The organism is Bordetella genomosp. 13 (genome assembly GCF_007679965.1).
Lineage (GTDB): Bacteria > Pseudomonadota > Gammaproteobacteria > Burkholderiales > Burkholderiaceae_B > Bordetella.
In genome coordinates this window covers 19,078-39,540 of sequence record NZ_VEHL01000007.1, presented here as the reverse complement: position 1 = coordinate 39,540, position 20,463 = coordinate 19,078, and the positions used below count along the sequence as shown (strand labels likewise).

The 20,463-nt window shown below is 70.0% G+C and carries 11 protein-coding genes and 1 pseudogene; 7 read left to right on the top strand and 5 right to left on the bottom strand.

Features of this window, described 5'->3' with window-relative positions:
• Positions 1-43: 43 nt before the first annotated feature.
• Positions 44-8,902, top strand: coding sequence for an autotransporter-associated beta strand repeat-containing protein (locus FS845_RS16995; protein WP_144637440.1), 8,859 nt, complete (start codon positions 44-46; stop codon positions 8,900-8,902).
• A gap of 97 nt (positions 8,903-8,999) precedes the next feature.
• A complete protein-coding gene (locus tag FS845_RS16990; protein ID WP_144637438.1) occupies positions 9,000-9,893 on the top strand; it encodes a LysR family transcriptional regulator in 894 nt (297 codons plus the stop codon).
• A 58-nt stretch (positions 9,894-9,951) separates the two neighbouring features.
• Here FS845_RS16990 and FS845_RS16985 read toward each other — a convergent pair.
• Positions 9,952-10,244, bottom strand: a pseudogene (locus tag FS845_RS16985) (addiction module antidote protein).
• Between the two features lie 256 nt (positions 10,245-10,500).
• Here FS845_RS16985 and FS845_RS16980 point away from each other — a divergent pair.
• Positions 10,501-11,049, top strand: coding sequence for a hypothetical protein (locus tag FS845_RS16980; RefSeq protein ID WP_144637436.1), 549 nt, complete (start codon positions 10,501-10,503; stop codon positions 11,047-11,049).
• Positions 11,050-11,161: 112 nt separating this feature from the next.
• Here the strand turns inward: FS845_RS16980 and ligD are convergent, their stop codons facing one another.
• Together ligD and FS845_RS16970 are read right to left on the bottom strand one after the other, a co-directional pair.
• Positions 11,162-14,014 carry a DNA ligase D gene (gene ligD, locus FS845_RS16975; protein ID WP_144637434.1) on the bottom strand — a complete coding sequence of 951 codons (2,853 nt, stop codon included), beginning with the start codon at positions 14,012-14,014 and terminating at the stop codon, positions 11,162-11,164.
• Between the two features lie 2 nt (positions 14,015-14,016).
• A complete protein-coding gene (locus FS845_RS16970) occupies positions 14,017-14,943 on the bottom strand; it encodes a Ku protein (RefSeq protein ID WP_144637432.1) in 927 nt (308 codons plus the stop codon).
• Positions 14,944-15,099: 156 nt separating this feature from the next.
• On the opposite strand from FS845_RS16970, the gene FS845_RS16965 reads away from it, so the two are divergent.
• Positions 15,100-15,882 carry a DUF4253 domain-containing protein gene (locus tag FS845_RS16965; protein ID WP_144637430.1) on the top strand — a complete coding sequence of 261 codons (783 nt, stop codon included), beginning with the start codon at positions 15,100-15,102 and terminating at the stop codon, positions 15,880-15,882.
• Positions 15,883-15,947: 65 nt separating this feature from the next.
• On the opposite strand, the gene FS845_RS16960 is transcribed toward FS845_RS16965, so the two are convergent.
• Complete coding sequence (locus FS845_RS16960) at positions 15,948-18,035, bottom strand: TonB-dependent siderophore receptor (protein WP_144638015.1); 2,088 nt, start codon at positions 18,033-18,035, stop codon at positions 15,948-15,950.
• A gap of 217 nt (positions 18,036-18,252) precedes the next feature.
• Here FS845_RS16960 and FS845_RS16955 point away from each other — a divergent pair, with 217 nt between their 5' ends.
• On the top strand, positions 18,253-18,450 hold the full coding sequence (locus FS845_RS16955) for a hypothetical protein (protein WP_144637428.1): 198 nt from the start codon (positions 18,253-18,255) through the stop codon (positions 18,448-18,450).
• A gap of 116 nt (positions 18,451-18,566) precedes the next feature.
• The gene (locus FS845_RS16950; protein WP_144637426.1) at positions 18,567-18,839 is read left to right on the top strand and encodes a hypothetical protein; all 273 of its coding nucleotides are present in this window, start codon (positions 18,567-18,569) and stop codon (positions 18,837-18,839) included.
• A 70-nt stretch (positions 18,840-18,909) separates the two neighbouring features.
• On the opposite strand, the gene FS845_RS16945 is transcribed toward FS845_RS16950, so the two are convergent.
• On the bottom strand, positions 18,910-19,758 hold the full coding sequence (locus FS845_RS16945) for a neutral zinc metallopeptidase (protein ID WP_186332317.1): 849 nt from the start codon (positions 19,756-19,758) through the stop codon (positions 18,910-18,912).
• A gap of 48 nt (positions 19,759-19,806) precedes the next feature.
• Between FS845_RS16945 and FS845_RS16940 the strand changes: the two genes are divergently transcribed.
• On the top strand, positions 19,807-20,436 hold the full coding sequence (locus FS845_RS16940) for an L-threonylcarbamoyladenylate synthase (protein ID WP_144637424.1): 630 nt from the start codon (positions 19,807-19,809) through the stop codon (positions 20,434-20,436).
• Positions 20,437-20,463: the final 27 nt, after the last annotated feature.

The following is a 20,463-nucleotide window of genomic DNA, read 5'->3' as shown; positions in this document are numbered from 1 at the left end:
CACGCGATCAGCGTGACCGCTTTCCTTATCCGGAGAAAACGGAATGTCCTTTTCCGTGCGCGCGTCCAGAACCAACGATTTCCTGAAGCTGAAACTGCTGCCCCTGAGCATCCTCGCCGCGCTGGCGGGCGTGGGCAGTCCCGACGCGTACGCCGCGTGCACGACGGCCGGCTCGAACGTCACGTGCAGCGGTGCGGCCAACCCGTTGGCGCCCAGTTATGCCAACGGCGCCAACAACCTCAACGTCACGGTCAATCCGGGCGGTAGCGTCGGCGTACTGCTGGGCGTGGGCGGCAATGCGATGACGCTGACCGGCAGCAACGACACGCTGACGAACAACGGCCGGATCGATCCGGTCCTGCTGGGCACGGGTCTGGGCGTGCTGTCGTCGGGCGTGGTGATGGGCAATGCCAGCGCCAGCACGCAGACAGTCACCAACAACGGCATCCTGGGCGGCACCACCGGGTTGTCGATCGGCCTGACCGGCATGGCCCTGGCCGTACAGAACGGGGCGGGCGGCACCACCAACATCACCAACACGGGCACGATGACGACCACGGGCATCGTTGGCGCGACCCTGTTGGGGCCGGATGCCGGCGTCATGGCGGCCTACGGCGGCGGGCAGGTCAACGTCAACAATTCGGGCACGATCACCGGCCGCGTCGCGCTGGGTTCGTCCGCGGGCGGCAATACGTTCACCAACTCCGGCACGGTGAACGGCAGCGTGTCGATGGGCGCGAACAGCACCAACCAGTTCATCGCGACGACCGACAGTGCGGTGAACAGCGCCGGCGGCACCGGGTTGGCCACGAACCTGGGCATCGGCGCCGTCACCATCAACTTCGCCGCCACGGGCACCGTGGACGGCGGGGCGGGCGGCAACAATACGCTGAGCCTGCAGCAGGGCGCCGCGGCCACCGGCACGATCAACAACGGCAACTACGTCAACTTCAACCACCTCGACGTCCAGAGCGGCACGTGGAACCTCGACGGCGCGTCGTCGGCCCTCGATGCGACGTTGGGCAACGGCGCCACCGCGATCGTGAACAACACGGCGTCGCTGGGCACGGGCACGATCACCGCCAATGGCGGCGCCATCCAGAGCGCGACGCCCGGACTGACGCTGGGCAACGACATCACGGCGACGGGCAATGGCCTGGGTGTGACGGGCAGCTCCTCGATGACGCTGGCCGGTACGATCTCGGGCGGGGGCACCGTGACCCAGAGCGGCACCGGCACGCTGACGCTGAGCGGCGCAAACGTCTACACCGGGGGCACCGCATTGAACGCCGGCACCCTGGTCGTCGGCAACAACCAGGCGATGGGCACCGGCACGCTGACCGTCGGCGGCAATGCCACGCTGGACAGCTCGCAGGCCGTCACGCTGGGCAACGACGTGGCGGTGAACAGCGGCGCGTCGCTGGCCCTGGGCGGCAGCAATGCGATGGGCATCAGCGGCGACATCACCGGCGACGGCGGCCTGGTGAAGAACGGCGCGGCCACCGTCACGCTGACCGGCGCGAATACCTATACCGGCGGCACGACCATCAACGCGGGCACGCTGGCGCTGGGCGCGGGCGGCTCGCTGGCCCCGACCGGCACGGTGAACCTGGCAGGCGCGGGCGCGACGTTCGACATCAGCGGGTCGGGAGCCAACCAGACCGTCGGCGGCTTGGCCGGCGCGGCGGGCACGTCGGTGGCCCTGGGCGCCAATGCGCTGACCTTCGGCGATTCGGGCAACCAGACCTTCGGCGGCACGATCGGCGGCACGGGCGGCGTGGTCAAGCAAGGCAGCGGCACGCAGACGCTGACGGGCGCGAACACGTATACCGGTGGCACGACCATCAACGGCGGCACGCTGGCGCTGGGCGCGGGCGGCTCGCTCGCGGCCACGGGCGACGTGACGCTGGGCACGGCCGGCGCGGGCTTCGACATCAGCGGGGCCGGCGCGAACCAGACCATCGGCGGCCTGGCCGGCGTGGCCGGCACGACCGTCGCGTTGGGAGGCAACACGCTGAGCTTCGGCACCGCCGACGACAAGACGTTCGGCGGGGCCATCGGCGGCACGGGCGGCATCGTCAAGCAAGGCAGCGGCACGCAGACGCTGACCGGCGCCAACACCTACACCGGCGGCACGACCATCAGCGCGGGCACGCTGGCCATCAGCGGCGGCGGATCGCTCAGCACGCAGGGCACGGTGAATCTGGCCAACGCGGGCACGGCCTTCGACATCGGCGGCGCGACGTCCAACCAGGCCATCGGCGGGCTTGCCGGCGCGGCGGGTTCCTCCGTGTTGCTGGGGTCGAACACGCTCACCTTCGGTGATGCCGGCAACCACACGTTCGGCGGCACCATCGGCGGCACGGGCGGCATCATCAAGGAGGGCGCCGGTACGCAGACGCTGACGGGCGCCAACGCCTACACCGGCGCGACCACGATCAACGCGGGCACGCTGGTGCTGGGCGCGGGCGGCTCGCTGGCCGCGACCAGCGACGTGAACCTGGGCGGCGCGGGCGCGACGTTCGACATCTCCCAATCCGGGGCCGCGCAGACCATCGGCGGGCTGAGCGGCGTGGCCGGCACCATCGTCAGCCTGGGCGGCAATGCGCTCACCTTCGGCGACGAGGCAAATCGCGATTTCGGCGGCGCCATCACGGGCACCGCGGGCATCACCAAGCAGGGCGCGGGCACGACGACCCTGACGGGCGCCAATACCTACACCGGCGGCACCACCATCAACGGCGGCACACTGGCGCTGGGCGCGGGCGGCTCGCTGGCCGCGGGCGGCAGTGTCACGCTGGGCGCCGCGGGCGCGGGCTTCGACATCGGCAATTCGGGCGCGAACCAGACCATCGGCGCGCTGGCCGGCGTAGGCGGCACGACCATCGCGTTGGGCGCGAACACGCTGACCTTCGGCGATGCGACCGACCAGGGCTATGCCGGCGTCATCGGCGGCACGGGCGGCATCGTCAAGCAGGGCGCCGGTACGCAGACGCTGACGGGCATCAATACCTACACGGGCGGCACCACGATCAATGCCGGCACGCTGGCCATCGGCGCGGGTGGCTCGCTCAGCGGACAGACCGCGCTTACCCTGGCCAACGCGGGCACGGTCTTCGACATCAGCGGCGCGACCACGCCTCAGACCATCGGCGGGCTCGACGGCGCGGCCGGCAGCACCGTGCAGCTGGGCGCCAACACGCTGGCGCTGGGCGACGCGGGCAACCATGCCTATGGCGGCGTGATCGAGGGCACGGGCGGCATCACCAAGCAGGGCGCCGGCACCCTGACCCTGACGGGCGACCAGACCTACAGCGGCGGCACGACGATCAACGCGGGCACGCTGGCGCTGGGCGGGGGCGGCTCGCTGGCCGCCACGGGCAGCGTTACGCTGGGCGCCGCGGGCGCGACGTTCGACATCAGCGGCTCGGGCGCGGACCAGACCATCGGCGCGCTGTCCGGCGTGGCCGGCACGGCGGTCGCGCTGGGCGCGCAGGACCTGGCCTTCGGCGACGCGACCAACCAGACCTTCGGCGGCACGATCGGCGGCACGGGCGGCATCGTCAAGCAGGGCAGCGGCACGCAGACGCTGACTGGCGCCAACACCTACACGGGCGGCACGACGATCAATGCGGGCACCCTGGCCATCGGCACGGGCGGCTCGCTCGGCGCGCAAGGCACGGTGACCCTGGCCAATGCGGGCACGGCCTTCGACATCAGCGGCGCGACCACGTCGCAGACCATCGGCGGGCTGGCCGGCGCGGCGGGGTCTTCCGTCGCGTTGGGTGGGAACACGCTGACCTTCGGCGATGCCGGCAACCACACGTTCGGGGGCGTAATCGGCGGCACGGGCGGCATCACCAAGGAGGGCACCGGTACGCAGACGCTGGCGGGCGCCAACACGTACACCGGCGCCACTACGATCAACGCCGGCACGCTCGTGCTGGGCGCGGGCGGCTCGCTGGCCGCGGCCAGCGACGTGAACCTGGGCGGCGCGGGCGCGACCTTCGACATCTCCGGCTCCGGCGCCGCGCAGACCATCGGCGGCCTGAGCGGCGTGGCGGGCACCACGGTCAGCCTGGGCGGCAATGCACTCACCTTCGGCGACGAGGCGAATCGCACGTTCGGCGGCAGCATCACCGGCACCGCGGGCATCACCAAGCAGGGCACGGGCGTCACCACCCTGACCGGCGCGAATACCTACACCGGCGGCACGACCATCAATGTCGGCACGCTGGCGCTGGGGGCGGGCGGCTCGCTGGCCGCCACGGGCAGCGTCACGCTGGGCGCCGCGGGCGCGGGCTTCGACATCGGCAATTCGGGCGCGAACCAGACCATCGGCGCGCTGGCAGGCGTAGGCGGCACGACCATCGCGTTGGGCGCGAATACGCTGACCTTCGGCGATGCGAGCAACCAGGCCTACGGCGGCGTGATCGTCGGCACGGGTGCCGTCGTCAAGCAAGGCAGCGGCACGCAGACGCTGACCGGCGCCAACACCTACACGGGCGGCACGACCATCGACGGCGGCACGTTGGCCATCAGCGGCAGCGGCTCGCTCAGCGCGCAGGGTACGGTGAATCTGGCCAATGCGGGCACGGCCTTCGACATCAGTGGCGCGACGTCCAACCAGGCCATCGGCGGGCTTGCCGGCGCGGCGGGTTCCTCCGTGTTGCTGGGATCGAACACGCTCACCTTCGGCGATGCGGGCAACCACACGTTCCGCGGCAGCATCGGCGGCACGGGCGGAATCACGAAGGAGGGCAGCGGCACGCAGACCCTGACGGGCGCGAACACGTACACCGGCGCGACCACGATCAACGCGGGCACGCTGGTGCTGGGCGCGGGCGGCTCGCTGGGCGCGGCCAGCGACGTGAACCTGGGCGGCACAGGCGCAGCCTTCGACATCTCCGGTTCCGGCGCCGCGCAGACCATCGGCGGGCTGAGCGGCGTGGCGGGCACCACCGTCAGCCTGGGCGGCAATGCGCTCGCCTTCGGCGACGAGGCGAACCGCACCTTCGGCGGCAGCATCACGGGCACCGCGGGCATCACCAAGCAGGGCACGGGCACGACGACCCTGACGGGCGCCAATACCTACACGGGCGGCACCACGATCAACGGCGGCACCCTGGCCATCGGCGCGGGCGGCTCGCTGGCCGCGACGGGCAACGTGACGCTGGGCGCTGCGGGCGCGGGCTTCGACCTCAGCGGCGCGACCACGCCGCAGACCATCGCGGGCTTGAGCGGGGTGGCGGGCACGACGCTGGCGCTGGGCGGCAATACGCTGACGTTCGGCGACACGGCCGCGCGGTCTTACGCCGGCACGATCACCGGCACGGGCGGCCTCGTCAAGCAGGGCAGCGGATCGATCACCCTGGCCGGCGCCAACACCTACACCGGCGGCACCACCGTCAACGCGGGCACCGTGGCGCTGGGCGCCGGCGGCTCGCTGGCGGCCACGGGCCTGGTCACGCTGGCCAATGCCGGCGCGGCCTTCGACATCAGCGCGTCCGGCGCCAACCAGACCATCGGCGGCCTGGCCGGCGCGGCCGGCACGACGGTGGCCCTGGGCACGCACACCCTGACGCTGGGCAACGCCGGCAACCAGGCGTTCGGCGGGGTCATCGGCGGCACGGGCGGGCTGGTCAAGCAGGGCACCGGCACGATGACGCTGACCGGCGCCAACACCTACACCGGCACGACGGAGATCAAGGCGGGCACGCTGGCGCTGGGCGCGGGCGGCTCGCTGGCCTCGGGGGGCGGCGTGAACCTGTCGGGCACGGGCGCGGCCTTCGACATCGCCAACTCCGGCGCGAACCAGACGCTGGGATCGCTGAACGGCGTGGCCGGCACGACGGTCGCGCTGGGGGCGCATACGCTGACGGTGGGCAATGCCGCCGCGCAGGCCTACGCCGGCACGATCAGCGGCACGGGCGGGCTGGTCAAGCAGGGCACCGGCACGCTGACGCTGGCCGGCGCAAACACCTACACGGGCGGCACCACGATCAATGCGGGCACGCTGGCGCTGGGCGCGGGTGGTGCGCTGGCAGCCACGGGCAGCGTGGCGCTGGCCAATGCCAATACCGCGTTCGACATCAGCGGCGCGGGCGCCGACCAGACCATCGGCGCGTTGAGCGGCGGCGTTTCCACCACGGTGGCGCTGGGCGGGCGCACGCTGACGCTGGGCACCGGCGGCAACCAGTCCTATGGCGGCGTCATCACCGGCACGGGCGGGCTGGTCAAGCAGGGTACCGGCGGACTGACCTTGACGGGCGTCAACACGTACACCGGCGGCACGACCATCCGCGCGGGGTCGGTGGCCCTGGCGGCGGGCGGCGTCCTGTCCTCGACCGGCACGGTCGACCTGGCCGGCACCGGTGCCACGTTCGACATCGGCGGCGCGGCGGGAGACCGCGTCGTCGGCGGATTGCGCGGCGTGACCGGCACGTCGGTCGCCCTCGGCGCGAATTCGCTGAGCCTAGGCGGCGCCGCGGACGACGCGTTCGGCGGCAGCATCTCCGGCACCGGCGGCATCACCAAGCAGGGCAGCGGCAGGGCCACGCTGACGGGCGCCAACACCTACACGGGCGGCACGACGGTCAACGTGGGCACGCTGGCGCTGGGCGCGGGCGGATCCCTGGCATCGACGGGCCGTCTCGGCCTGAACGGCACCAGCGTCTTCGACATCAGCGCCTCGGGCGCGGACCAGACCATCGGTGGATTCAGCGGCGCCTCGGGCACGCAGGTGGTGCTGGGACCGAACCGGCTGATCTTCGGCGATGCGTCCGACCAGCAGTACGCGGGCGTGATCAGCGGCACGGGTGGCATCGTCAAGCAGGGCAGCGGCACGCAGACGCTGACCGGCGCCAACACGTACACCGGCGGCACGCAAGTGGTCGCGGGCACGCTGGTGGGCGACAGCACCAGCCTGCAGGGCGACATCGACAACGCCGCCACGCTGGTCTTCGACCAGTCCGTCGACGGCACCTACGGCGGCGAGGTGTCCGGCGCCGGCACGCTGGTCAAGGATGGCGCGGGCGTGCTGACGCTGGCCGGCGCCAACACCTACACCGGCGGTACGCGCATCGACCAGGGCACGCTGCAAGGCGACGCGTCCTCGCTGCGCGGCGACATCGAGAACAACGCGAATCTCGTGTTCCAGCAGCAGGCCGACGGCACCTACGCCGGCACGCTGACCGGCGCGGGCGCACTGGCCAAGGACGGCGCGGGCACCCTGATCCTGTCGGCCGACAGCGGCGCCTATGCGGGCAGCACGGCGGTGCGCGCCGGGACGCTGCAGGTGGATGGCAAGCTGGGCGGCACGATGGCGGTGCAGTCGGGCGGGACGCTCGGCGGCACGGGCACGGTGGGCGCCACGACCATCGCGTCGGGCGGCACGCTGGCGCCGGGCAACGCGGCCGCGCCCAAGGGCACGCTGACGGTGGCCGGCAACCTGGTGTTCTCGCCGGGCGCGACATACCAGGTGCGCACCGATCCGACGGGGGCGCAAAGCATGGTGCACGCCACCGGCACGGCCAGCCTGGCGGGCGGCGTGCTGATCCTGGGCGAACAGGGCAATTACGCCCTGTCCACGAACTACAACATCCTGACGGCCGACGGCGGTCTCCTGGGCCGGTTCGATACGGTGCGCAGCAACCTGGCCTTCCTGACGCCGGACCTGCAGTACACCGCCACGGGCATCGGCCTGGAGATGTCGCTGAAGGACGTGGACGGCGGCGGATCGACGCCCAGCCGCCCCATCCGCTTCGCCGACCTGGCCGAGAACGGCAACCAGCGCGCGGTGGCCAATGCGCTGCAGTCGCTGCCGTCCTCGTCGAACCTGTACTCGCGCGTTCTGAACCTGCCGGAAGGCGCGCCTGCCGGGGTGTTCGCCTCGCTGTCCGGCGAGGCGCACGCCAGCGTGCAGCAGAGCCTGCAGAATGTCAGCGATCGCGTGATGGATACGTCGATCTCGCATCTGCGCGCCAACCTGAACGCCGGCGTGCAGCCGGGCGCGCCCACGGCCCAGCTGGGCCGCGGCGATGCCTCGGCCATGCCGCAATCGGCCGTCAAGCCCGCCTGGGCGCAGGTCTTCGGCGGCTGGAGCCGGCAGTCGGGCGGCGGCGACACCGCGCGCGTCAGCGAGTCCAGCGGCGGCGTCTTCCTGGGCGGCGACGGCGACGTCGGCGGCGGATGGCGCCTGGGCGGCGCGTTCGGCTATGCCGACGGCAACGCCAACCTGCGCAGCCTGTCGTCCAGCAGCGACCTGAACAGCTACAGCGCCGCGATCTACGGGGGCAAGGCGTTCCCGGCGGCGCGCGGGCAGGTCAACGTCAGCCTGGGCGCGGGCTATACCTGGCACGACGTGAAGACCAAGCGCAACGTCAATGCCGCGGGCGTCCCGCAGGAGCTCAAGGCCGACTACAACGCCAGCACCGCGCAGGTGTTCGGCGAAGTGGGCTACGCCATCAAGCTGGACGAGCGCTACACGCTGGAACCGTTCGTGGGCGCCGGCTACAGCGACGTGCGCACGCGCGCCTTCTCCGAGTCGGGCGGCGACGCCGCGCTGAGCGGCAAGTCGAACAGCAACCGCACGGCCACCACCACGCTGGGCCTGCACGGCGAGGCCGCGTTCGACAGCGCCGGCGCGCCGGGCCGCCTGCGCGCCACGGTGGGCTGGCGCCATGCCTACGGGGACGTGGATCCGCAGGCCACGCTGGCCTTCCAGAACAGCCAGTCGTTCACGGTGACGGGCTCGCCCATCGCCCGCGACGCGGCGGTGGTGGAGCTGGGCGTGGACATGGCCGTGAGCAAGCGCACGACCGTGGGCGTCACCTACGCGGGCCAGTACGGCTCGGGCGCGAAGCAGAGTGGCGGCAGCCTGGACGTACGGTTCAGGTTCTGACGAGGACGGGGGACGCGCCGTCCCCGGCACGGGCCTGGCAAGCGGGTATGCTTCTGCCAGGTCCGGCCCTCGCGCCGGCAGGAATCCGCCCGCCCACATGCATTTCGACCTCGCAGACCTCCAGCTTTTCATCCACGTCGCCGAATCCGCCAGCCTCACCAAGGCCTCGCGCCGGGCGCACCTGTCGCTGCCGTCCGTCAGTTCGCGCATCAAGTCGCTGGAAGGCCAGCTGGGCAGCGTGCTGCTCTACCGCACCCGCAGCGGCGTGGAGCTGACGCCGTCCGGGCATCGCCTGTACGACCACGCGCGGGCCATCATGCGCAACGTGGATGCATTGAAGGGCGACTTCAGCGCCAGCGGCATCGACGCCACCGGCCGCATCCGCATCTTCGCCAACACCACGGCCGTCAACGGCTTCATGCCCGAGATCCTGGCGCCGTTCCTGGCCGAGCGGCCCGCCATCATCGTCGACATGCAGGAACGCAATACGCGCGACACCGTGCGCGCGGTGATCGACGGCTCGGTCGACCTGGGCATCACCGCCGGGCCTCTGGCCGAGCAGGGCCTGCAGCGCATCCCCTTCTACACCGACCGGCTGGTGCTGGGCGTGCCCGTGGGCCACGAACTGGCCGGGCGCGCCGCCGTGTCCATCATGGATACGCTGGACTATCCGCACATCAGCCTGCACGACAACAGCACGCTGCTGACCTTCCTGCGCGACCAGGTCGAGGCCGGCGGCCGCGCCTTCGCGCTGCGCATCCAGGTGCCGGGCTTCGAGTCGGTGTGCCGCTTGATCGAGGGTGGGGCAGGAATCAGCGTGGTGCCGGAATCGACGGCCCGCCGCTACCAGCGCTCGATGGCGCTGCACCTGGTGCCACTACGGGATCCGTGGGCGGTGCGGCAGCGCGACATGCTGGTGCGGGACCTGCAGGCGCTGCCGACGTACATCCGCGCGCTGGTGGATGCGGTGGCGGCGTACGACGGGTTTTGATTTCCCTGCCGTGCCGCGTTCCGATGTACGCGACCAACGGCCTGGCAGGGGGGCGGTTTCAGGCAGGTACCGCATGCAGGCGCAGTCCCAGCGCGCGCGATACTTTCAATATCGTCGAGAAGTCGGGCGCGCGATCGCCTGACAGCGCTTTATACAAGCTTTCGCGCGATAGCCCTGCCGCTTTGGCACCTTCGTCATGCCTTGCGCGCGGGCGATGTCGCCAAGCGCCTTGGCAATGAAGGCGGCGTCGCCATCGCTTTCTTCGATGCATGCATCGAGGTACAGGGCCATTTCTTCGGGTGTCCGTAGGCGTTCTGCGATGTCGTATTCCCGTGTGAGTGTCTTGCTCATCATCGGATCCTTATGGGCTGGAGTCAGCGACTGGGCGAACCTGGCATGTCACAGCGCTGCTGCGTTCGAGGTACAACAGTTTGCTCATCCTATTCAGGAGCGTAGCCGCCTGGCTACATAGACACAATAGGTTGCTGTCCCCCTACGTCGCCGGGTGTTTACTAGATAGGCGCGCATGGCGGCCATGGGCTCCTCAAGCGCGGATAGACCTGCCGCTGGCCGCCGTCATCGGCGCAACCCTGTCGAGGAGATCGTCATGTACGCGGGAATCTTTCGTTGTCTCGACCAGCAGCGCGCCGAGATGGATCGGTATCTTCGGCAAGTCCACATTGCGATCAACGCGGTGGAGCAGGCGCTGCAGACGCAACTGCTGCCGGCCGTGCAGTCCGAGGCCGAAAGCGCCTTGTCCGAGCGCGGCGTCGAGTTCTTCTCGCTGGCCGAGCCCCGGCCCGACAGCGGCATCATCTGCAGCGTGACGGATTTCGTATTGCCCGACGCGTCCGGCGCCGTGTCGTTCCGCGTGGGCGTGCGGGTGTCGTCCGAATACGAGTACGCCGTGTTCGACTGCAGCGTGAAAGTCGGCGAGCAGCACGTCCTGTACGGGATCGGGGGCCTGGACGGCTGGTCCCTGGAAGACGCGTCGGTGGACGGCGCCGCGCAGCAGATGGCCGACGTGATGCTGCAACGGATCGCCGCGCACTTCGGCGGCTCGCCGTTCGAGGCCAGCGGACGTCATCACTTCTCGCCGCCGACCCGCTTTCGCATCCTCAAGCGCGTGCGCAAGGAAGACCTCAGCATCCGCTGACGCGCGGGGGGCCGCCCAGAGGCCCAGGGCGCGATCCGCGCATCGGGGCGCGGATCGCCATCGTGGACCTCGTCCGTGCGCGACGCGCGGGGCCGCGCAGGCCGCCTACCGCCTACTTGAAGTCCAGCGCCCTCATCGCCTCGCCCAGCGATTGCCCCGCATAGTCGTCCCACGGCGCATTGCCCACGTCCAGCCGATGGTGGATGTCGGCGATGGTCCAGTGCGCGGCGCTCGACAGGCTGGGCAGTTCGCTCCAGGTGATGGGCACCGAGATGCCCATGCCGGGGCGCGCGCGCGCGGACCAGGCGGCGACGGTGGTGGCGCCGAAGCCGTTGCGCAGGTAGTCGACGAAGATCTTGCCCACGCGGTTCTTCGGGCCGCTCTTGGCGACGAAGCGCTGCGGCAAGGCGCTGGCCAGGTGGCGGACGATGGCTTCCGAGAACTGGCGGACCGTGTCCCAGCTGTATTGCCTGCGCAGCGGGACGACCACGTGCAGGCCCTTGCCGCCGCTGGTCTTCAGCCAGCAGGCCAGGTCCAGCTCGCGCAGCAGCGCCTGCACCAGCTGGGCGCCTTCCACCACCGTTTTCCATTGCACGCCTTCGCCGGGGTCCAGGTCGAACAGCATGCGGTCGGGCTTGGCGATGGCGGTCTTGACGGCGTTCCAGGTGTGGAATTCGACCACGTTCATCTGCGCGGCCGACAGGATGCCCATGTCTGTGGCCACTTCCATCATGGGCGGATGGTCCGGGCTCAGCTTCTTGGGCAGGGACTTCACGTCCTCGATCGCGCTGTCCAGGTGCTTCTGGAAGAACAACGGGTGGTCCACGCCTTGCGGCGCGCGCATGAAGGCCACCGGTCGGGCCTTCAGGTGCGGCAGCATCAAGGGGGCGACCAGGCCGTAATAGCGGGCCAGGTCGAGTTTGGTCAGCCCGGTGGACGGGTCGATGACGCGTTCGGGATGCGAGAGACGGCCCGCGCCGGAACGGCTCTTGAGCGACCGCGTTTCCGATACCGGCACGTCGGCGTCGCTCGCCGCCGTGCGCGCCCCGGTTTTCCCGCCCGGCCGGCCCGTGGCGGCCTTGCCCGCCAGCCTGGCCGCCGCGCCGCGGCGCGACGCATCGCCGGGCGACGCATCGCCGTTCGCATCATCCGGATCCTGGGGCCGCTCGCGCGTGATCTTCTTCGCGGGCTTGTCGGTGCGCAGCCCGCGGAACACGGGATGCCGTGCGTGGCCCGACTGCGTCCACTCGCTGAACGACACTTCGGCCACCAGCTCCGGCCGCACCCATTGCGGCCGGCCTTCCACGCCCTTGCGGTCGACCAGCGGGCATTCGTCGGTGCGCAGATCTTCCAGTTGCGTCTTCATCCGCGCCAGCAGCTCGTCGTCGAAGCCCGAACCGACGTTGCCCGCGTAGCGCAGGCGGCCGTCGGCGTCGTGGACGGCCAGCGCCAGCGAGCCGAAGCCGACGCGGCGGCCCTTGGGCGCGGTATAGCCCACCACCACGAACTCCTGCCGCTGCCCGCACTTCAGCTTGAGCCAGTTGTCCGAGCGGCGCGACACGTAGGTCGAGTCGCGCCGCTTGGCGATGATGCCCTCCAGTCCCATGTGGCAGGCCGACGCCACCAGTTCCTGCGGCGCCGCGTCCAGCGCGGCGCTGAACTGCACCGACTTGCCGCGGATCGGCGCGATCATCTGTTCCAGCAGGGCGCGCCGCAGGCGCAGTGGCTCGCCTCGCAGGTCGCGGCCGGCCACGTAGGGCAGGTCGAAGGCGAAGTACTGGATCTGCGCGGGACGCTCGGTGTCGAACGCATTCTGCAGCGCCTGGAAGCTGGGCACGCCGTGTTCGGCCATGACGACGATCTCGCCGTCCACCCAGCCATCCGCCTTCGCCTGGCCCAGCGCCTGCGCGATCTGCGGCAGCTTGGCGGTCCAGTCGTGGCCGTTGCGGGTGTACAGACGGGCCTGACCGTCCTCGATGCGGGCCAGGATGCGGTAGCCGTCGAACTTGATCTCGTACAGCCAGTCGTCCGGCGTGGCCGGCGCGCGGTCGACCAGCGTGGCCAGTTGCGGCGACAGGGTCTTGGGCAAGGCAGCGGCCACGCCCGGCAGGTCCGCGTCGTCGTCGGTGGCGGAGGCGCGTTTGCTGCCGCGAGCCGGCCTGGCCGCGTCGGTTTCGTCCTCCACGGCCGCGGCGGCCGCGAGGACGGCCTGCGTGGCCGACTTCGCGGATGCCCTGGCCGGGGCCTTCGCTGTGCGCTTGGCCGGCGATTTCCTGGCCGGCTTCGCGTGCGAGTTCGCCGCGTCCCCGGACCCGTCTTCTTCCGATGCCTTCGACGTGGCAGTGGAAGAAGTCTTCGAGGACGGCCTGGACGCCGCCGTCGAAGATGCCTTCCCGCCCGTACCATTCGCCTTCTTCCCGCGCAGCGGCACCACGCTGTCCGGCATCTGGTCCACCACGCTGAACTCGACTTCGGTGCGCGCGTAGTCGTCGCGGTCCTTGATCAGCAGCCAGGTGGGTTTTTTCTCGTCGCGTCCGCGCAGCCGCACCAGCGCCCAGGTGCCCTGCATCTTCGTGCCGTGCATCGTGAACTTCAGGTGTCCCTCGCGATAGCCCTTGCGCGGATCGACCAGGGGCTCCCAGGTGCCTTCGTCCCAGATGATGACCTTGCCCGCGCCGTACTGCCCCTTGGGGATCTCGCCTTCGAACTGGTTGTACGCGATGGGGTGGTCCTCGACCTGCACGGCCATGCGCTTGACCGACGGGTCATAGCACGGCCCCTTGGGCACGGCCCAGCTCTTCATCGCGCCGTCCAGCTCCAGCCGCAGGTCGTAGTGCAGCCGGGTGGCCCAATGCTTCTGGATCACGAAGGCCGGCTGGCGCGCATTGGCGCGGCCGCCGCCCTTGGGCTCCGCCGTGATCTTGAAGTCGCGCTTCTCGCGATAGGTCTTCAGCGAGGCCGGCATGGTCAGGCCGCCTTGCGGGCGCGTGCCGTCTTGGCCGCAGCCTTCTTCGCGGTGGTCTTGGACGACGTCTTCTTCGCAGCCGTCTTCTTCGCGGCCTTCTTCGCGGGCGCCTTGCTCGGGGCCGCGCCGCGCTTGCCCTTCAGGCTGCGCTGCAGCAGCTCGGTCAGGTCGATGACGTTGTCGCCTTCATAGCGCGGCGATTCCTCCTGCGGCTCGATCACGGTCTTGGTCTTGCCGGCCTTCACCTTCTTGTCCACCAGGCCCATGATGGCCTCGCGGAACTCGTCCTTGAATTCGTCCGGATTCCAGTCGCCGGACATGTCGTCGATCAGCATGCGCGCCATCTTCAGCTCGCTGGGGCTGGACGCCATGGCCTTGTTGCCGGCCTTGGGCAGATCGAGGTCGGACAGCGGCTTGACCTCGTCGCCCCAGCGCATCAGGTTCAATATCAGCGCGTCGCCGGAAGGCACCAGCGCGGCCAGGTGCTGCTTGGTCTGGATGACCACCTTGGCGATGCCGATCTTGCCGCTCTTGGCCAGCGTGTCGCGCAGCAGCGCATAGACCTTGTGGCCCTTGTTGATCGGCTCGATGTAATAGGGGCGCTCCAGGTACACGAACGACACTTGCGCCGCGTCCACGAACATCTGGATCTCGATGGTCTGCGTGGTGCGTGGATAGGCCTGTTCGATCTCGTCCGGCGAGATGATCACGTACTCGCCTTTCTCGTACTGCACGCCCTTGACGATGTTCTCGCGGTCGATCTCCTTGCCGGTGCGCTTGTTGATCCGCTTGTAGCCCACCGGATCCATGGACCGCTTGTCCAGCCAGTCGAAATCCACGCCCGATTCGGTGGCGGCCGTATGCAGGCCGACCGGGATGTGAACCAGGCCGAACGAGATCGCGCCTTTCCAGATGGTGCGTGTGGCCATATGACCTCCAGGATCGAAGCTGCCGGCTCGAGGCGGCAGGTTTAATGGGGGACATTCAGCCAGCAATTCCCGTGCCCGCGCGGCGGGCCGGACGCTCGTGCGCGCCGCGACGGTACGTTATGCTTGGCCGATCCGCTCCATTCCAGGACATCCCAGATGGACATGCGATTTCGCGGCAACAAGACCCCCGGCAACCCGTCGGGCGGCCTGTGCGACGAGTACCGGATCGGCGGCATCGGCAGCCTGGACGAACTGATGGCCGCCTACCGGCGCATCGCCGCGGACCACCCCGCCTGCAAGCCGCTGTTCTCGCTGGATGACTTCCGGCAGGCCTGCTATACGTCCGGCCATGCGCGCGCGCGCTTCGAGCTGGTCGACATCACCGGACTGGACCCCGCGGGCATTCCGCCGGAATGCCTGCAGGAGGGTGCCTACGTGGGCGACATGGACACGAAGGCCGAATTCCTGGTCTGCGCGCATGGTTTCGCGCGCTTCACCGCCCAGGCGTCGTTCGCGCACGCCTGCGGGCATGGCCTGACCCTGGACGCGCAGGCGCTGGAGGAATGGACCCGCTTCCAGGACGATCCCATCGCACTGCTGGACCAGCCTGTGTCGGCGCTTGTGGTGCCGGCGGACTGCAGCTATGACACGCTGGCGGCGTTTCCCAATGGCTATTTCACCTGCGACCTGGGCCCGGACCAGACCTATGCGGTGGCCCGCCATTTTTGCCGCGAACACGGCTACGAGCTGATCGGCATCGGCGCTTCCTACCTGGGCCTGTTGCGCGACGCGCCGCCGGATGCCGCGCGGGCCGAGGCCGTCGCCGACGACGTCTGCGCCCTGTACAACGCGCGGGGCCGCGAACGCCAGGCACTGGCCGCGGCGGTAATAGAGGGCATCGCCGGCCGTACGCATCTCTGGCTGCGCTACACGGAATAGGCTCGACGGAACAGGCCAGCCGCGCGAAGAAGCCGCCGGAGCCGCCCGGCCCCCCGCCGCTGCGTTCAGTACCGGTATCCCAGCGTCATCATGGCGGTGCGGCCATCGCCCAGGGCGACCGCCTGGGCCAGGCCGCCCGCGTAGTAGTCCTTGTCGAACAGGTTGCGCACCGTCAGCGCGGCGCGCCAGTGCTCGGCGTTGTAGGCCACGCCGGCATCGGCCACGACGTAGCCGGGGATCAGGTAGCCGTAGGCGTGACGGGTGCTTTCGCCGCGCAGGCCGCCCGTGAACTCCCAGCCCAGCGCCTGCCCGCGCGGCCGGAAGCGCGCGGTAACGTTGAAGCTGTGGCGCGGCACGTTGTTCAGCCAGTCGCCTTCGGTCGACGCCGCCTGTCCGCCATCGTCGGTGATCACCGCCGCCGTGTAGGCGTAGCCGCCCATCAGGCTCAGGCCGTTGCCCAGGTCGGAGACCAGGCCGATCTCGCCGCCGCGCGTGCGTTGCTCGCCCACGGCGATGCTGAAGCCGTCGTTGAAGGGGTCGGACTGCAGCACGTTGCGGCGGCGCAGGTCGAAGGCCGCGATGGTCAGCGCGGTGGCGCCGCCGTCCAGGTCGATCTTGACGCCGGCTTCCCACTGCGACCCCTTCTCGGGATCGAAGACGCTGCCGTTCACGTCGACGCCGCTGTTGGGATAGAAAGACGAGGCATAGCTGACGTACGGGCGCACGCCGTCGAACAGCTCATACATCACCGCGGCCGACCCGGTGGTGGCGCTGGCGGGGTTGTCGCCGCGCGCATCGTTCAGGCGGTTCGTCGAGTACGTGGCCGTGTCGTCGCGGCGCAGGCCGCCCACCACCTGCCAGCGGTCGCCGAGGCGGATCTGGTCGCGCACGTAGACGCCGACCGCGCGCACCGTGGTGGCGCTGTCGGTGCGCGGATTGGCGGGGCAACGGATCGTCGAGCCGTAGACGGGTTGGTAGACGTCCAGCGTGCCCACGGTGCAGTTGTAGGACAGCGCGTTCTCGCGCGTGCGCAGATAGTCCGTGCCCACCGTGACGGTGTGGCGGCCCAGGCCGGTGTCGAAGGTCCGCTGCGCGTTCGTGTCGACGGTGAAGGTGTCGCCGTCCCAGACCTGGTCGGTGACGGTGCGGCGCAGGGTCCGGTTGCCGGTCAGCGCCCCGTTTGCCACCAGTTGGCCCGTCAGCGAGAACTGCTGCCAGCGCAGGTTCTGGTTCAGCGTCCAGCCGTTGTCGAAGCGGTGGGTCAGCGCATAGCCCACGCGCGTCTGGAAGCCGCGATAGGGATCCTGGTCGGGCTCGCCGATGAAGCGGTGGCGCGGGATCTCGCCCAGCGGATTGGGCTGCACCGAACCCGCCAGCGGCAGGCCCTGCTGGCGGATGTAGCGCCGCTCCTGGTAGCTGGCCAGGAGGGTGAAGTCGGTGCGCGAGCCCAGGTCCAGCGACAGCGAAGGCGCGATCCAACGGTTCTTGAACCACACGTGATCGGTGGCGTCGTGCGAGTTCATCGTCAGCGCGTTCAGGCGGAACGCGGCCCGGCCGCTGTCCGACAGCGGCGTGCCCATGTCCACCGTGGCCTGGTACAAGTCATGGCTGCCGACGGTGACGTCCGCATTGCCGAACGTCTCGGCCGTCGGCCGCTTGCTGACCATGTTGACCAGGCCGCCCGGCAGCACCAGGCCGTACAGCATCGAGGCGGGGCCTTTCAGCACCTCCACCTGTTCCAGTCCGTACAGTTGCTCGGCCACGCGGTTCGACGCCGCGGTGCGCAGGCCGTCCAGGTACAGCGAGTCCGAGGCGACCTGGCCGCGGATGATCAGGTCGTCCCAGCCGCGCCGGCCGAACTGGTTGCTGACCACGCCAGGCACGTTGTGCAGGGCGTCGGCCAGGGTCTGCGCCTGCTGGCTGTCGAGCACCGCGCGCGGCACGACGGTGATGGACTGCGGAGTTTCCGACAACGGCACGGAGGACTTGCCGACGCGCGGCGGCGTGACCGGGTTGTAGGTGTCGGATTCCCCGGCGCCGGTGATCTGCACCGCGGGCAATTCGGCGATGGGCGCCGTCGATTGGGCGATGGCCAGGGCAGGGGGAAGCAGGACGACGCCGGCGAGCGCGCCGCGCAATAGGGGCAGGGACATGGTGGACGAATACGGCAGGTGCGAGGGAAAAGGGTGCATGGAACGCCCTGGCGGCGAGGCGACGCAGGGCTGCGAGCCGGCTGGATTGTATTGCGAACCATTATCGTTCAACTATTTTGTTGCCGCTTCGCAACAGAAGAGGGCCTGCAGCACGGTTTCTTTTTTCTCAGGCATGCGCATTGCTGGCTACGAACGCTCTCAATCCGGAGGACTTTCAATGAAGAACGATCCCAGCAAGCAAGCCGATTCGACGCATCGTCCGCAGCCCGGCAGCGGCGCCCACCAGAAGGGCCAGGACGAGCAGATACGCAGCCGCAGCGCCGATCCGGGGCAGAGCAGCTACGGCGGGTTCAAGGGCGAGGACACCCGTCGCCAGGCCCAGGACCTGGACAAGTCCGGCGGCGGAAAACACTGATTTGTTTCGGCGGCCCTACAGGGAAAATACTGCTCCGTCCCTGTAGCGGCACCGCGACATTCGCACATCCATGACGGTCATTGCGCGGTATGCTCGGCATCAGAGAGGACGTCCGAGTGAACCAGAACAATTTGATTTACAAGGGTTATCGCCTGACGGCCAAGGTCGTCAGAGGTCCCCTTGCCGCACAGGCCGACGTGCCCAGCGGTCCGATTTTCACCGCGACGGTCATGGTGGTTCCGGCCAGCGCGGTGCAGGATCCCGGGCACGAATATCCCGTGCCTTGCTTCGACAGCGGCGGTTTCGTCTATAGCCCGCGCGAGGCGGTGCATGCGGCCGTATGCCACGGGCAGCACATCGTCGACGGGCTGATGGGCGTGCAGTCCTAGCGGCTGCGCCGCCCGCCCGATAACCCTGCCGGCCACATTGGGCCGGCTGCACCCGCCGGCTCCGGCCCTTCTACAGGCGCGACGCCCCGAACGTGTCGCACTGCCGCAGTTCCCCGCTGTCGTAACCCCGCTTGAACCAGCGCACCCGCTGCGCCGAGCTGCCGTGCGTGAACGCATCCGGCACCACGTAGCCCTGGCTGCGGCGCTGCAGCGTGTCATCGCCGATGGCGCTGGCGGCATTCAGGCCTTCCTCGATGTCGCCGTCTTCCAGGATGTTCCTGGCCTGGTCCGCGTTGCGCGCCCACAGGCCGGCATAGCAGTCCGCCTGCAGCTCCATCCGCACCGACAGGGCATTGGCCTGCGCCGGATTGCGCTGGCGCAGTTGCGCCACCTGGTCGGCCGTGCCCAGCAGGTGCTGCACGTGGTGGCCGACCTCGTGCGCGATGACGTAGGCCTGCGCGAAATCGCCGGGCGCGCCCAGCTTGCGCGACATCTCTTCGAAGAACCCGGTGTCCAGGTAGACCTTGCTGTCGGCGGGACAGTAGAACGGTCCCATGGCGGCCTGGCCCGTGCCGCAGGCGGTCGGCGTGGCGCCGCGGAACAGCACCAGCGTGGGCGGCCGGTATTGCCGGCCGGCCTGCTGCTGGAAGATGGCGCTCCAGGTGTCTTCCGTCTCGCCCAGCACGCGCGCCACGAATTTGGTCTGCGGGTCGTTGGCCGGCGCCTGGCGCGGCTGCTGCACGGACGGCCCCTCGGCCATTTCCAGCACCACGGCGGGATCGACCCCGAAATAGGCCGCCACCAGCGCCAGCACGATGGTGCCGATGCCGATGCTGCCGCGTCCCGGCCGGAAGCCTCCGCCCCCGCCGCCACGGCGGTCCTCGATATTGCTGCTTTCCCGCGAATCGTCCATGCGCATGATGTATCTCCGGGCGGAATCGCCCCCTGGCGATGTTAGGATAATCGCATGGCCCTGCTTCTTTCCATCCATCCCGACAACCCGCAGCCTCGCCTGATCAAGCAGGCGGTGCAGTGGTTGCGCGACGGCGGCCTGCTGGCCGTGCCCACCGATTCCAGCTATGCGCTGGTCGCCCGCCTGGACGACAAGGCGGCCGCCGACGCGCTGCGGCGCCTGCGCGGCCTGGACGAGCGGCATCACCTGACGCTGCTGTGCGGCGACCTGGCCGAGATCGGCCAGGTGGCGCGCGTCGACAATCGCCAGTACCGGCTGCTGAAGGCCGCCACGCCGGGCCCCTGGACCTTCATTCTCGAGGCCACGCGCGAAGTGCCGCGACGGGTGTCGCATCCGTCGCGCAAGACCATCGGCATCCGCGTGCCCGATCACAAGGTGGTGCATGCGCTGCTGGCCGAAGCCGGCGAGCCGCTGCTGTCCACCACCCTGATCCCGCGCGGCGAGGAAGACGCGCTGAACGACCCCGAGGACATCGCCGCCCGCTACGCGCACGAGCTGGCCGCGGTGGTCGATGCCGGCGCCTGCGCGCAGGCGCCCACCACCGTGGTCGACCTGACCGGCGACGCGCCCGAGATCGTGCGGCGCGGGCTGGGCGATCCAACCACGCTGGGGCTGGCCGCTTGACGGGCCGCGCCGCGCCCGGCCCGCTTC

What these genes read in the sequence shown, in the direction of transcription:
- FS845_RS16990 (WP_144637438.1), top strand. Translation starts at nt 9,000, where the DNA reads ATGCATTTCGACCTCGCAGACCTCCAGCTTTTCATCCACGTCGCCGAA.
- FS845_RS16980 (WP_144637436.1), top strand. Translation starts at nt 10,501, where the DNA reads ATGTACGCGGGAATCTTTCGTTGTCTCGACCAGCAGCGCGCCGAGATG.
- FS845_RS16970 (WP_144637432.1), bottom strand. Translation starts at nt 14,943, where the DNA reads ATGGCCACACGCACCATCTGGAAAGGCGCGATCTCGTTCGGCCTGGTT.
- FS845_RS16945 (WP_186332317.1), bottom strand. Translation starts at nt 19,758, where the DNA reads ATGCGCATGGACGATTCGCGGGAAAGCAGCAATATCGAGGACCGCCGT.
- FS845_RS16965 (WP_144637430.1), top strand. Translation starts at nt 15,100, where the DNA reads ATGGACATGCGATTTCGCGGCAACAAGACCCCCGGCAACCCGTCGGGC.
- FS845_RS16940 (WP_144637424.1), top strand. Translation starts at nt 19,807, where the DNA reads ATGGCCCTGCTTCTTTCCATCCATCCCGACAACCCGCAGCCTCGCCTG.
- FS845_RS16995 (WP_144637440.1), top strand. Translation starts at nt 44, where the DNA reads ATGTCCTTTTCCGTGCGCGCGTCCAGAACCAACGATTTCCTGAAGCTG.
- FS845_RS16955 (WP_144637428.1), top strand. Translation starts at nt 18,253, where the DNA reads ATGAAGAACGATCCCAGCAAGCAAGCCGATTCGACGCATCGTCCGCAG.
- ligD (WP_144637434.1), bottom strand. Translation starts at nt 14,014, where the DNA reads ATGCCGGCCTCGCTGAAGACCTATCGCGAGAAGCGCGACTTCAAGATC.
- FS845_RS16960 (WP_144638015.1), bottom strand. Translation starts at nt 18,035, where the DNA reads ATGTCCCTGCCCCTATTGCGCGGCGCGCTCGCCGGCGTCGTCCTGCTT.